Source organism: Domibacillus robiginosus (assembly GCF_000966195.1).
GTDB classification, from domain to species: Bacteria; Bacillota; Bacilli; order Bacillales; family Domibacillaceae; genus Domibacillus; species Domibacillus robiginosus.
The window spans coordinates 408935-422000 of record NZ_LAHL01000003.1; the positions used below are offsets into that span (position 1 = coordinate 408935).

A 13066-nucleotide genomic window follows, 5' to 3' on the forward strand; every position below is an offset into this window, starting at 1 on the left:
TAAGCGTTACAAAAGTGGCAATATAAGGGAGGAAATAAATCATGACATTGAAATTTGGCGTAATTGGAACAGGGGCCATTGGCCGCGAGCATATTAAACGTATCACGGACAAGCTGGCAGGCGGAAAAATCGTTGCGGTAACAGATGTAAATCTTGAATCTGCAAAATCAGCTGTTGAGCAATATGGACTTGAAGCCGTTGTTCATGAAGATGATAAAGCGCTTTGCCAGGATCCAAACGTAGATGCCGTTTTGGTTACAAGCTGGGGCCCGGCGCATGAACAAAATGTATTAAACGCGATTGAAGCAGGCAAATATGTATTCTGTGAAAAGCCGCTTGCCACAACAGCGGAAGGCGCGATGAGAATTGTACAGGCCGAAATGGCACACGGGAAAAAACTAGTTCAAGTGGGCTTTATGCGCCGCTATGATCCGGGATATGTTCAATTAAAAGAAGCAATTGATGCAAACGAAATCGGAGAGCCGTTGATGGTTCGCTGTGTACACCGCAACCCGGAAGTGCCAGAAACATACGGAACAGAAATGGCAGTTGTCGACACATTGGTACATGAAATTGACGTACTGCACTGGTTGATCAATGACGATTACAAATCTGTACAAGTGCTCTACCCGAAAAAAACGGCACGTGCGCATGCAGGCTTAAAAGATCCACAAATCATTATTTTAGAAACAAAATCAGGCATCATTATTAACGCGGAAGTGTTTGTAAACTGCCATTATGGCTACGATATTCAGTGTGAAGTAATCGGTGAGGATGGTGTAGCTTACCTGCCGGAGCCGGCAAGCATCGTGACGCGCAAGAGCGCGAAGCTTTCTACAAGCATTATGACTGATTGGAAAGACCGCTTTATCGATGCCTACGATGTAGAGCTGCAGGACTTTATGGATTCAATCAAAGCAACAGGTGAACCGAATGGCCCGACGGCCTGGGATGGCTACATTGCTGCCGTAACAACTGATGCATGTGTAAAAGCGCAGCAGTCCGGCCAGAAAGAAGACGTAGCGCTTGAAGAAAAGCCGGCGTTCTACCAGAAGCAGGCAGCAGCTGTAAACTAATGAAGGCGCCGGCTCGGCCGGCTCCTCAACTATTACATATAAAACAGGAGGAATATCTGATGAAACTAGCACTTGACCCAACCATGTATGCAGATCTTTCTTTAAAAGAAATGGTAGATAAAACAGCGGAGCTTGGCTATGACTATATCGAGCTGTCGCCGCGTGAAGATTTTATTCCTTTTTACAAATATCCGAAAGTGGACAGCGCGAAAATTAAAACGTTAAAGCGTGCCTGCCAGGATGCAGGGGTTCAAATTTCTTCGGTGCTTCCAGTACACTACTGGGCAGGTCCCGATGAAGACAGACGCAAAGCGGCGGTGCGTAACTGGAAACGGGCGATTGAAGTAGCTGTTGAACTCGATGTAGATTTAATGAACAGTGAATTCAATGGATCGAAGTACAATCCGGTTATTTGTGAAGAAATGTTTATTCGCTCAATGGACGAGCTGCTCCCAATCTTCGAAAAAGAAGGCGTAAAGCTGAATTTACAGGCGCACCCATACGACTTTATTGAAACAAATGCAGGCGCGATGGATATGATTCGTGCACTTGACAAAGACTGGATCAACCTTGTTTATTCGACACCGCATACCTTTTATTATGATGAAGGAAAAGGCGATATTGAAACAATGTTTGATGAAGCTGGTGACCGCTTAACGCACATCCTGTTTGCGGATACATTTAATCATGTGGCTTCTGACGGACTTCGCTATATTTTAAACCCGCCGGCGGTAGAAGCAACCGTTCACCAGCATTTGAATATCGGTGAAGGGGAAGTCGACTTTGATACGATTTTCCGCAAGCTCAAAGAAATGAACTTTGATGGCATTGCGACAAATGCCGTATTCGCCTGGAAAGACAGAGCGGACTGGTCAAGTAAATTGATGCTTCAAAAAATGAAAGATGGTCTTGGACTAACAGCGAAAGTGGAGGGCTGAACTTATGAAACTTTGTTTTAACCAGGCGACTACGCTTGAAAACTCAAACTTAGAAAAAGATTTGCAGCTTTGCGAAAAGCACGGCTACGACTTTATTGAAATTCGGACGATGGACAAATTGCCGGAATACCTGGAAACAAAATCGATTGATGAACTGGCCCATTTTTTCCAAAACAATCATATTAAGCCGCTGGCCTTCAATGCACTTGTGTTTTTCAACAACCGTTCTGCAGAAGTGTACGAATCTATCAAGGCTGAATTTATTGACATGCTCGAAAAAGGAAAAAAACTCGGTGTTCAATATATTGTAGCGGTTCCACTGGTGACAGAACAAAAGTTTTTAAAAGAAGATATTAAGAAAAGCAGTGTTGAAGTACTAACTGAATTATCTGACCTGGCTGCGCCGTACGGCATTAAAATTGCGGTTGAATTCGTCGGCCATCCGCAGTGCACCGTGAACACGTTTGGCCAGGCATATGACATTGTGCAGGCTGTGAATCGTGAAAACGTCGGTCTTGTGTTTGACTGCTTCCACTTCCATGCGATGGGTTCGAAGCTTGAAGACCTTCAAAAAGCGGATGGATCGAAAATTTTTATCCTTCATATTGATGACACAGAAGATTTTCCAATCGGCTTCTTAACCGATGAAGACCGCGTTTGGCCGGGACAGGGTGCGATTGACCTTGATACGCTGCTTTCAACGCTAAAAGAAATCGGTTATGACGGTGTAGTTTCAGTAGAATTGTTCCGTCCGGAATACTACAAGCTGGAAGCGGAAGAAGCGATTCAAACAGCAAAAGAAACAACAGTCAGCGTTGTCAGCAAGTATTTCAGCATGCAGACGGTATAAAAGGAGTGCTCCAAGTGGCATTAGTATCAATGAAAGACATGCTGCAGCAGGCAAAGCAGGGCAGTTATGCGGTTGGCCAGTACAACATTAACGGACTGGAATTTGCCCGGGCGTTTTTGCAGGCAGCGGAAGAAGAGCGAGCGCCAATCATTTTGGCCTCATCTGATCGGCTTGTTGATTACCTTGGCGGCTTCCGTACAATTGCTGCGATGGTGAAGGCGCTGATCGAGGAATTAAACATTACCGTGCCAGTGGCGCTTCATCTAGATCACGGCATGAGCGTCGAGCGCTGCAAGGAGGCGATTGATGCAGGCTATACGTCTGTGATGATCGACGGCTCTCACAGCCCAATTGATAAAAACATTGCCATGACAAAAGAAGTCGTCGCGTATGCAAAGAAAAAAGGCGTAACAGTTGAAGCGGAAGTAGGTACAGTCGGCGGCCAGGAGGATGGCATGATCGGCGGTATTCAATATGCGGATTTGGATGAGTGTGTGCGGATCGTCGAAGAAGCCGGCATTGATGCACTGGCCGCGGCCCTTGGCTCCGTTCACGGTCCATATCAGGGAGAGCCGCAGCTTGGTTTTGATGAGATGAAAGACATCTCAGAAAAAACAGATGTGCCGCTTGTCCTGCACGGCGGATCCGGCATTCCACTGCATCAGCTTCAGCGTGCTATAGAGCTTGGTCATGCAAAAATTAATGTAAACACAGAAAGCATCCAGGCATGGACGAAATCCGTCCGTGAAACATTGGATCAAAATCCGGATGTATACGAGCCTCGCCTCATTTTACTGCCGGCCATTGAAGCAGTGAAAGAAGCGGTCAAAGGGAAGATGAGAGAATTTGGCACGAGCGGCAAAGCCTAATGCGCTTGTCTGGTATCAAGAGAGAGGAGCTGGTCCATTTCATAGGACAGCTCCTTTTTCTCAAAGAGCCGAAGAGCAGGATGTGAGCATGTGAAAAAACGCAATCAACGATTATTTTTACTGATTTCTTTTCTTTTTTGGTTTTCGCACTTTATTTATATTCCTATGCTTTCCCCTTACATTGAGCAGATTGGCGGCACGTATACATTTATTGGTATAGTACTTGCCAGCTACGGGCTCATGCAGTTTTTATTCCGTCTGCCGATCGGTATCGGGTCCGATCTTTGGAATAAGCGAAAAGGATTTGTTGTAGCCGGTATGGCTGTCAGTATGTTCAGCTGTCTTGCTTTTGCGCTGACGGAAAGTCCTGGATGGGTGCTCCTATCCCGTTCTTTGGCTGGCATTGCTGCTGCCACCTGGGTAGCGTTTACGATTCTTTTTTCAAGCTACGCAGCGGAGAGGGATTTGCACCGGGCCATGGGTCACTTATCCTTTGCAGTTGTATTTGCTCAGCTGCTCGGGATGGCGCTCAGTGCATGGATTGTGGAAGAATGGGGCTGGCATGCACCTTACTGGCTTGGAGCCGTTTTCGGAGCCGCAGGCCTGCTGCTTTCGCTGTTTGTAGCAGAAGGAAACACAGAAACAAAACGGGAGCCGGTTCAGCTGAAGGAGCTTGGAACGGTGCTCAAGGAACCGATGCTGTTGAAAGTATCGCTGCTGTCCATACTGGCGCATAGCATTATGTTTACAACGATGTTCGGCTTTACAACCGATTATGCACTGTCAGCAGGCATGCGGGCGGGTGACATTACGCTTCTTGTTTTTGCTTTTATGGTGCCGCATGCCGTTTCTACCCTGTTAAGCGGAAGTTGGTTTGTTCCTAAGCTGGGCAAATGGGGCACGCTTCAAATCGCTTTTTCGGCTGCAGCGATTTTTACCATTCTTATGCCGTTTGCGGATACGAAATCAGCCCTGATCGCCCTGCAGCTGGTCAATGGGTTTGCCATGGGCCTTTTATTCCCGCTTTTTCTGGGTATGGCAGTCGAAGAAATATCTCATGCCAAACGGTCCACAGCAATGGGGGCTTATCAAGCGCTGTATGCGATCGGCATGTTCGTTGGCCCTTTTTTAGCCGGCATTTTAAATACGTATTTTGGATTAGAAGCAAGTTTTTATTTTTCCGGTGCTGTTGGTGTAGTAGGTGCTTTGTTTAGTTTTAAATGGCAGGGGAAAATGAAAACGGAATCAATAGTTAAGCATAATAATGAGAGTTCGTTATAATAGAGATAATAAAAACGAAATAGGAAAAAGGCAGGTGAACAACATAATGAAAATGAGTGATGTGGCAAAACGGGCGAATGTATCTCCGGCTACCGTATCCCGGGTGCTTCGCCAGCCAGATTTGGTCAGCAAAGAAACAAAAGAAAAAGTTATGCGGGTGATTAACGAACTAAACTATAAACCGCATATGATCGCCAGCCAGTTCCGCACACGTGAAACAAAAACGATTTTAGTGGTAGTGCCGGATATTACCCGTCCGTTCTTTTCTGAAGTGCTGCGCGGTATTGAGCATACGGCACTTCAAAACGGCTATCAGGTTATTTTAGGTGATACAGAAAACCAGGTTGAACGGGAAAAAGAATATATTGAGCTTTTGTATAGAAAGCAGGCAGACGGTGCTGTGCTGCTAACTGCCCGGATGGACCGGGACAGCCTGGAAGAATTATCATCTCAGTTTCCGATCGTTCTTGCCTGTGAATACATGGACGGACTCGACATTCCGACTGTGTCGATTGATAACGTTAGCAGTGCCCGCAAAATAACTGAGCACCTCATCAACATCGGCCACCGGAAAATTGCCCATATTTGTGGTCCGATGGACATTATTTTAAGCCGGGACCGGCAGCGCGGATATAAGCAGGCCATGATGAGCCATGATCTGCCAATCGATCCTTCCTGGGTTCAAGAAGGAGATGATGGACTGGATTCCGGCTACAATCAAATGGTGAAACTGCTCGCACTTGAAGACCGTCCGACGGCTGTATTTGTGTTTAACGATGAAATGGCTCTCGGTTCCATCAAGGCAGTGAAGGATCATGGGCTTCAGGTGCCGGAAGATATCGCCATTGTGGGATTTGATAACCTTCGGATGGCGTCTCTTTTCAGTCCTTATATGACAACAATCGATCAGCCGAAATATGAAATTGGTCAAAAAGCAACGGATTTGCTTCTCACACTTTTAAAAGGCGGCTCTATCGGCCGGAAAAAATTTGTTATGAAAGACGAACTGATTATCCGGGAATCCTGCGGCTTTTATCAGAAAGAGCAATTGTTTAGCGCCACCAAAGGGGTTTAGCCCCTTTTTATCCTGGTAATAGGAAAAGGGTGGAAAAAACAAAAGGAGATGCGTACATAATGACGAAACTAGTACAGATCGGTAAAACAGATTTGCAGGTAAACCCGATTGGCTTTGGTGCCAATGCGGTAGGAGGCCATAACTTATATCCAAATTTAGATGAAGAAGCAGGACGCGTTATGGTACGAACAGCGCTTGATCAGGGTGTTAACTTCCTGGATACGGCTTTTATTTACGGACCGAAGCGCTCAGAAGAATTGATTGGTGAAGTATTGAAAGAGCGGGGCAATCGGTCAGAAGCGGTCATTGCCACGAAAGCAGCACACGTTTTAACAGGTGACGGTGAAAAGTTTGATAACTCTCCGTCTTTCTTAAAAAAATCAGTAGATGAAGCACTCGGACGCCTACAAACCGACTACATTGATTTGTTTTACATTCATTTTCCCGATGAACAAACGCCGAAAGACGAGGCAGTCGGTGCCTTAAAAGAACTGAAAGATGCCGGTAAAATCCGCCATATTGGTGTATCTAACTTTTCACTTGATCAACTGAAAGAAGCCAATAAAGATGGTCATGTAGAAGTGTTCCAGGGGGAATATAACCTTATTTCACGTGATGCAGAGGAGGAATTGTTCCCGTATCTGATCGAGAACAACATTTCTTTTGTGCCGTACTTCCCTCTTGCATCGGGCTTGTTAACAGGTAAATACGACAAGGATGCGACGTTCGATGATTTGCGCAAAGACCTGCCTTACTTCCAAAAAGGCGCATTTGAAGCAAACCTTGAAAAAGTGGATCAAATTCGTCCGATTGCAGAAGCGAAGGGAGTCGAGCTTGCTCACCTGGTGCTGGCCTGGTACTTAACACGCGATGCCATCGATGTAATTATTCCAGGTGCGAAAAGATCCGAGCAGGTGCTGAATAACTTGAAAACACTTGACGTTCAGCTGTCACAGGACGAAATCAGCACAATCGACCGCGTATTTGGATAAAAAAGAAAGCAGCCCTTCATGAAGAAGGCTGCTTTTTGCGTGCCTATCGGGCGGACAGCAGACTGTTTTGGAAAGGAAGCTGCTTTTATATTATAGACAGCCCGCTTCCGGCGCATCGATCACCAGCTGAACATCCGTTAGTAATTCATCTGTTGTTTGATAAGGACGGTCAATTTGAAGCAATCGCCGAATCACCCGTCTGGCCGGGAGGGAAAGAGTCAGTTCCTCTTCCCAGCTTTTTTCCCGTTTAGAGGATGGCTCAAAGGTGGAGTACAGCAAAAACAGTACAAAATGACCGAGTGCAAAAAAGTCGCTTTTAACCGAAAGCTCCCGAAACAGCGGGTGCTCTGTTTTTCTCCGGCGGGAGGAAGACTTGCTGCCCAGCCGACGCGCTAAGCCGAAGTCGATCACATACACAGAAGACCCATCCCATAAAATATTGGGGATTCGCAAATCTCGGTGTACAATTCCAAGCCGATGAAAATATTGGACAACATGAATTACATTCAGCAAAATGCGAAATGAATCCTTTTCGTTGTACACGTGGTGCTGATGAAAAATTAATTCTTCAAAATTAGGTGCATCCACAAAGTCCATTACAAAAAATGGAATACCCTTTTGCTGAAAAGCAGCAATGAATTGTGGAATAGATGGGTGGTGAAACTGCTTTAAAAAGCGGGCTTCCTGCCAAAAAAAGCGGATTTCATCCGGCTTATGCCGCTTGCGGTTACGCAGCTGTTTTACGACTACATCACGGCCGGTAGAAAGGTCCTTCGCTTTATAAGTAAGGCCATAGCTGCCCCGGCCAAGCAAGCTGATCAGTTGAAAGCGGCCTCCAGCCAGGACACCCGGCTTCAGCGGCCGCTCAATGAATCTAGAAAATATTTTTTTCATCCTTTTTAGCTGCTGTAAGAGCTGAAAGAAGAGCCGCGTTTTTTCTTATAATGATGATGTCCATATTTTGATGATTGATGGGAAGGCTTGCGGTAACGGCGATCACTGCTCGAATAGCGGCTTTTGTGAGAAGACTTTTGGTTCAAAACCTGTTGAAGAATTTTCTTTAACATAAGATCCCTGCTTTCCTGTTTTTCTTTTCTACGAATTAAACGAAAAAAGGTTTCGTTTCTTCTTTCCTGTTTTCGTCTATCAATAAACGTGGCGGCCCATTTTATTCTTTCATCATATAAATATGCTCAAACCTGGAAAAAAGACGAAGAAATTCTCGGATTCTAGCAGAAAATCATAAAAAAAGAAAGAAAAAGATAAGCAGGAATGCTGTGCGATCCCAGCCAAATCCGCTATACTGTTCATATTGTGAAACAAAATGGGCTCTTGATGAAGAGCGCTTTTTTGTTTGAAAAAGGGGTGAATTCATTGGAAAAAGCACGAACGATTAAGCGGACGCAGATGGCCATTCTTCTCGGAGCGCTTGGGGCGATGGGGCCGTTTACAATTGATATGTACCTGCCGTCGTTTCCTACGATTGCAGATGAATATGGTACAACAGCGTCGCTTGTGCAAATCAGCTTAACTGCCTGTTTAATTGGGCTTGCTCTGGGACAGCTTGTCATTGGCCCGATGAGTGACGTACGCGGACGGAAAAAACCACTGGCATTCTTTTTATTTTTATACTTTGTGGCGTCTCTTTTTTGCGCATTTGCACCGTCTATTTATTGGTTTATTGCCGGGCGTGTGCTGCAGGGATTTTCAGCGGCGGCGGGGCTTGTCGTTTCCCGAGCTGTTGTACGGGACATGTACAGCGGGCGTGAGCTGACAAAGTTTTTTGCGCTGTTAATGCTCGTCAATAACCTGGGACCGATTTTAGCACCGATTGTCGGCGGCGGCGTACTGGCATTCACAGACTGGTCCGGTGTTTTTATTGTGTTAAGCGCCATCGGTATTATCTTAATGCTTGTTGTGACATGGAAATTAGATGAAACACTTCCGGTTGAACGGCGTCAGCCAAGCAGTATTGGACAGATGTTGAAAAGCTTCGGATCACTGATCAAAAACCGGGAGTTTATGGGTTACGCGCTTGCACAGGGCTTTATGGTCGGCGGTATTTTTGCGTATGTTTCCGGTACACCTTTCGTGTATCAAAATATTTATGGGGCATCGCCGCAGCTGTTCAGCCTGCTGTTCGGCATGAATGGGATTGGCATTATGATCGGCACACAGGTCGTTGGCCGGTTTTCTGATACCATTTCCGAAGCAGCATTTCTCCGCTTCGGCTTATGGATGTCCGCTGTGGCAAGTACATTGCTTGTTATCATGGTACTGCTGCATGGACCGCTTTACTCGATTGTCATTCCCATTTTCTTTTTTGTTTCTTCGATTGGGATCATTGGTACGTCTGCATTTTCTCTGGCAATGGAAACACAGGGGCACATTGCCGGCAGTGCCTCCGCTCTTCTTGGCCTGCTTCCTTTTGCGCTCGGTTCGCTGACAGCACCGCTTGTCGGCATCGCCGGCGAAAACACAGCTGTGCCGATGGGGCTGACTATTTTTGGCGCCAGTATGCTGGCAATGATCGCGTATTTCGGGCTTGCGCGGAGTGCGAAAAAAAGCTTGAAATCTTAAGAAACAGGCTGTCGACAAAGTCGACAGCCATTTTTGTTTTAAAAGCAAAAGTAGGGAACCTCGATCTGTTTTTCTCCTGATATTTACCAGGTTTCATCATAAAAAAAGTTTTATTCCCGCCAGCTTTCGACAGTTAATTTTTGTTTGTTTTGTTACAATATGAAAACAATCTTAAAAAAGTAACAAACGAAATAGAACAAAAGGTAAACTAATCGAAAGGTTAGGACACAAAGCTACAGATCTAAGATCTTTCTTATAAGATTATGATGGCTGAGCCGCTTCGCAAAATGGGGGATACTTCATAATGGAACAAGAGAAAATGGAAACAGAAACAGTCGATGCCGAATGGGTAGAGCTGATGCAAATTGCTAAAGATCTGGGCTTATCGATCGAAGAAATAAAAGCATATTTAACGGCGCATCAAACATTTCATCCTGCTTAGTACTAAAATGTTGAAAGAAAATCATTATTTTGCAAGGTAATTAGCTTGTATAAGGAAAAATATTAAGCCAGCACCATTGAAATCCGTTTTGTCTTTTTGCTTATTTCAGATTATTTGAAAAGATGAAACAATTTCCTTTCTTTTCCGTATAAAAAGTAGAATCATATTTTATGGAAAAGGAGCGGAGCTGGAATGGGGAATGCAGTTATTATTTTAATTCTTGTTCTTGTATTAGCGGCCATTGGAGCGGCGCTTTGGTACTTTTTTATGAAGGTGCGCTATCGTACAGCAAAGTCAAACGAAGCGCTGGTTATTACCGGGCCGAAGCTTGGAGATATTGAAAAGGAGTCGAATATCTTTACCGATGACGAGGGACGCTCGATGAAAATTATCCGCGGCGGCGGCTACCGCCTGCGTATGTTCCAGACATCGACACCGGTTAACTTGACATCGTTTCAGCTGAAATTGACGACACCGCGTGTTTATACAAACGGCGGGGTGCCCATTATTGCCGATGCAGTGGCGATGGTAAAAGTGGCAGATACGTTAAAAGGCATTGCCAACTATGCCGAGCAGTTTTTAGGAAAAGAACAATCGGAAATCGAAGTGGAAATTACAGAAGTGCTCGGGAGCAACCTGCGGGCGATTTTATCAAAAATGACCGTGGAAGAAATTAATGGTGACCGGGAAGGCTTTAACAAGCAGGTAACAGAAATTGCGCAAAAGCAGCTGGACGAAATGGGCTTTAAAATTACCTCACTCGGTCTGACAGACCTGCGAGATTCTGATGCGAAAAATGGTTACTTGGACAACCTTGGTCGCCCAAGAATCGCCGAGGTACGCAAGCAGGCAGAAATTGCCGAAGCAAACAGCGAGCGCGAAACGCGCATTCATAAAGCCAAAACAGATCAAGAGGCGCGTGAGGAGGAATACAAACGTGAAATCGCGACAGCCGAGTCGAAAAAAGCAAAGGATTTAAAGGATGCAGCGATAAAAGAAGAAACCGAACGCGCCCGGGCAAAATCAGAGCAGTCATACGAGCTCGAACGGGCAAAGCTTGCAAAAGAAGTGAAGGAAGCCGAGCTTATTTTAGTCAGCCGGGAAAAAGAAGAACAGCTTCGGATCCAGCAGCTTGAACGAGAGCGGCTGGTGACGCTGGAGGCGGAAGAAACCAAAATCCGCCGGGCCAAGGCGGATGCGGACTTTTATGAAACAACGAAGCGTGCGGAAGCTGAAGCAAGAAAATCGGAAATTGACGGTGCAGCAAAAGCGCGAATTATCCGCGAAGCCGGTCTTGCTGAAGCAGAAGTGGTTCTGAAAAAAGGGGAAGCCGAAGCAAAAGCGCGTCAATTGCTCGCTGAAGCGATTGAAGAACACGGAGACGTTATTATTACCGAAAAAATCATTGAGATGCTGCCGCTGCTTGCTGAAAAGGTTGCGCAGCCGTTAAACAATGTCGATTCCATCAAAGTCATTCAAACGGGCAGTGGATCCGGCATTCCAACTGTCAGTAAAGGTGTGACAGACACGATGCTTGGCATTCAAGAGCCGTTAAAAGAATTAACCGGCATTGATGTGGCCGGTCTTTTAAAAGATTTTACTTCAAAAGGAAAACAAACAGAAACGGTTCAGCCGCCAAAGGACCGGTCAGCATCTCAATTAAAAGACAGCACTTCCTAACGAAAACAGCTCCCAGGCGATACACCCGGGAGCTGTTTTCGTTTTGAATTTAAAAAGGCGCTGAACGCTTCATGTCTTCAAAACATCTACGTTTTTGAAAGAAATCGCATACCACCTGCCGTTTCGCTGCTGTTTAATGTGGAAAGGAGAGGCCATATGTAAAATCGATGTGACGCCCGTTTTGTGAATTATCAGCCATAAACATTGTCAGGCCCATCTGCAGCGATTAGCGACAGGCCATGACCGATCTGAGCGCGGCTTTTTCAGCTGCTGGATAGGATTCACCTGGCTGCCAGCGGGATCAGAGGCTTGTTTATGCGGCTTTTACGAGCTGAAGATCCAGTACGATATTTACGTCATCCTCAATCTGTGTGCCTCCTGTTTCAAGCGTCAATCCATAATCACTACGTTTAATCACGGCTTTTGCTTGAAAGTGGGCTGTTTCACTGTCCTTTTGCTCATGAAATGTTACAAAAAACGATTCAGTACGCATAACGCCGTGCAAGGAAAGATCACCGACCAGCTCATATTGTCCGTTTTCCTGCTCCAAAATATTGTTGGCTATAAAACGCACCTCTGAAAACTTTTCTACATCGAAAAATCGCTCAGACAACAAATGGGCATCCAGGTCTTGATTACCTGTTTGAATGCTTCTTAAGTCTACAGTAAAAGAGATATTGGCGGTCACTAAGTTGTCTGCTTTCGCTTCAATATTTGCTTCATAGGCTGGAAACGTCCCTTTCACATGATTCACAGTGGCATACACACGGCTTTGTGCTTCGTTCACGCTCCACGCTGGTTTCTCCATGATAAAAATTCCCCTTTCATTTTGTCTTTTATCATTATTTCCCTGCATTGAACTGAATAAAACAAACAGCCCGGCAGGACATACTAACCAAAAAGGAGGTGAGCAAGTGGACAAGAAAACGGATTACCAGGAATTGTCGAATGTACAGGACCAGCTCACTTTAATTCCGGAAGAGTTTCCGGACGGAGCTTATGGACAGCCGATTGATAACGAAAAAGCAGTAGAAGGAAAAAGTACGCCGTGGAAAGAAAACCAGCACGTGGCGAGTGGTTTTACTTATGAATTCAAGCAGCTGCATGAAAACCGGTCCAGACAATATCCGGGTGCGCATCCTACACACGATGAAAAATAATGTTGATTTGCGGCGTCTTTCCATTAAAGGAAAGACGCTTTTTTTAATAAGAGAAGATCGAAACTTTTCTTTTTGAGCTTTATTATAAGTAATCACTAATGATTGATATAATTAAAACCGACT

General features: G+C 45.3%; 14 protein-coding genes and 1 riboswitch. Of the genes, 11 read left to right on the top strand and 3 right to left on the bottom strand.

Features of this window, described 5'->3' with window-relative positions; all coding sequences use genetic code 11:
* Positions 1-41 precede the first annotated feature (41 nt).
* From iolG to VP97_RS02740, 7 genes are all read left to right on the top strand, one after another.
* A complete protein-coding gene (gene iolG, locus VP97_RS02710) occupies positions 42-1076 on the top strand; it encodes a bifunctional inositol 2-dehydrogenase/D-chiro-inositol 1-dehydrogenase (RefSeq protein ID WP_050180121.1) in 1035 nt (344 codons plus the stop codon).
* A 59-nt stretch (positions 1077-1135) separates the two neighbouring features.
* Complete coding sequence (locus VP97_RS02715) at positions 1136-2014, top strand: sugar phosphate isomerase/epimerase family protein (protein ID WP_050180122.1); 879 nt, start codon at positions 1136-1138, stop codon at positions 2012-2014.
* 4 nt (positions 2015-2018) lie between these two features.
* Positions 2019-2864: a 2-keto-myo-inositol isomerase gene (iolI, locus tag VP97_RS02720; RefSeq protein WP_050180123.1), complete on the top strand. Its 846-nt coding sequence runs from the start codon at positions 2019-2021 to the stop codon at positions 2862-2864.
* Between the two features lie 14 nt (positions 2865-2878).
* Positions 2879-3733, top strand: coding sequence for a class II fructose-1,6-bisphosphate aldolase (gene fba / locus VP97_RS02725; protein ID WP_050180124.1), 855 nt, complete (start codon positions 2879-2881; stop codon positions 3731-3733).
* A gap of 90 nt (positions 3734-3823) precedes the next feature.
* Entirely contained in the window at positions 3824-5014 is a 1191-nt protein-coding gene (locus VP97_RS02730; RefSeq protein WP_050180125.1) for an MFS transporter, read from the top strand.
* A gap of 43 nt (positions 5015-5057) precedes the next feature.
* Positions 5058-6089, top strand: coding sequence for a LacI family DNA-binding transcriptional regulator (locus VP97_RS02735; RefSeq protein ID WP_156153397.1), 1032 nt, complete (start codon positions 5058-5060; stop codon positions 6087-6089).
* A gap of 59 nt (positions 6090-6148) precedes the next feature.
* A complete protein-coding gene (locus tag VP97_RS02740) occupies positions 6149-7081 on the top strand; it encodes an aldo/keto reductase (protein WP_050180127.1) in 933 nt (310 codons plus the stop codon).
* A gap of 90 nt (positions 7082-7171) precedes the next feature.
* Here the strand turns inward: VP97_RS02740 and VP97_RS02745 are convergent, their stop codons facing one another.
* Together VP97_RS02745 and VP97_RS24175 are read right to left on the bottom strand one after the other, a co-directional pair.
* Positions 7172-7975 carry a serine/threonine protein kinase gene (locus VP97_RS02745; RefSeq protein ID WP_050180128.1) on the bottom strand — a complete coding sequence of 268 codons (804 nt, stop codon included), beginning with the start codon at positions 7973-7975 and terminating at the stop codon, positions 7172-7174.
* A gap of 5 nt (positions 7976-7980) precedes the next feature.
* Positions 7981-8148 (bottom strand): hypothetical protein, encoded by a 168-nt coding sequence (locus tag VP97_RS24175; RefSeq protein WP_172656727.1) that lies wholly within the window; start codon positions 8146-8148, stop codon positions 7981-7983.
* A gap of 307 nt (positions 8149-8455) precedes the next feature.
* On the opposite strand from VP97_RS24175, the gene VP97_RS02750 reads away from it, so the two are divergent.
* The 3 genes from VP97_RS02750 (at position 8456) to VP97_RS02755 (ending at position 11783) form a co-directional block, all read left to right on the top strand.
* The gene (locus VP97_RS02750; RefSeq protein ID WP_425388428.1) at positions 8456-9661 is read left to right on the top strand and encodes a Bcr/CflA family multidrug efflux MFS transporter; all 1206 of its coding nucleotides are present in this window, start codon (positions 8456-8458) and stop codon (positions 9659-9661) included.
* A gap of 192 nt (positions 9662-9853) precedes the next feature.
* Positions 9854-9944: riboswitch (cyclic di-GMP riboswitch) on the top strand.
* Between the two features lie 21 nt (positions 9945-9965).
* Positions 9966-10103: an anti-repressor SinI family protein gene (locus VP97_RS23125; protein ID WP_082220194.1), complete on the top strand. Its 138-nt coding sequence runs from the start codon at positions 9966-9968 to the stop codon at positions 10101-10103.
* Positions 10104-10295: 192 nt separating this feature from the next.
* The gene (locus VP97_RS02755; RefSeq protein WP_050180129.1) at positions 10296-11783 is read left to right on the top strand and encodes a flotillin family protein; all 1488 of its coding nucleotides are present in this window, start codon (positions 10296-10298) and stop codon (positions 11781-11783) included.
* Between the two features lie 313 nt (positions 11784-12096).
* On the opposite strand, the gene VP97_RS02760 is transcribed toward VP97_RS02755, so the two are convergent.
* Complete coding sequence (locus VP97_RS02760; RefSeq protein WP_050180130.1) at positions 12097-12591, bottom strand: YceI family protein; 495 nt, start codon at positions 12589-12591, stop codon at positions 12097-12099.
* A 106-nt stretch (positions 12592-12697) separates the two neighbouring features.
* On the opposite strand from VP97_RS02760, the gene VP97_RS02765 reads away from it, so the two are divergent.
* The gene (locus VP97_RS02765; protein ID WP_050180131.1) at positions 12698-12943 is read left to right on the top strand and encodes a hypothetical protein; all 246 of its coding nucleotides are present in this window, start codon (positions 12698-12700) and stop codon (positions 12941-12943) included.
* Positions 12944-13066: the final 123 nt, after the last annotated feature.

Bases quoted from the DNA above. Each gene is read 5' to 3' on its own strand.
- iolG (WP_050180121.1), top strand. From the start codon at position 42: ATGACATTGAAATTTGGCGTAATTGGAACAGGGGCCATTGGCCGCGAG.
- VP97_RS02715 (WP_050180122.1), top strand. From the start codon at position 1,136: ATGAAACTAGCACTTGACCCAACCATGTATGCAGATCTTTCTTTAAAA.
- iolI (WP_050180123.1), top strand. From the start codon at position 2,019: ATGAAACTTTGTTTTAACCAGGCGACTACGCTTGAAAACTCAAACTTA.
- VP97_RS02740 (WP_050180127.1), top strand. From the start codon at position 6,149: ATGACGAAACTAGTACAGATCGGTAAAACAGATTTGCAGGTAAACCCG.
- VP97_RS02745 (WP_050180128.1), bottom strand. From the start codon at position 7,975: ATGAAAAAAATATTTTCTAGATTCATTGAGCGGCCGCTGAAGCCGGGT.
- VP97_RS24175 (WP_172656727.1), bottom strand. From the start codon at position 8,148: ATGTTAAAGAAAATTCTTCAACAGGTTTTGAACCAAAAGTCTTCTCAC.
- VP97_RS23125 (WP_082220194.1), top strand. From the start codon at position 9,966: ATGGAACAAGAGAAAATGGAAACAGAAACAGTCGATGCCGAATGGGTA.
- VP97_RS02755 (WP_050180129.1), top strand. From the start codon at position 10,296: ATGGGGAATGCAGTTATTATTTTAATTCTTGTTCTTGTATTAGCGGCC.
- VP97_RS02760 (WP_050180130.1), bottom strand. From the start codon at position 12,591: ATGGAGAAACCAGCGTGGAGCGTGAACGAAGCACAAAGCCGTGTGTAT.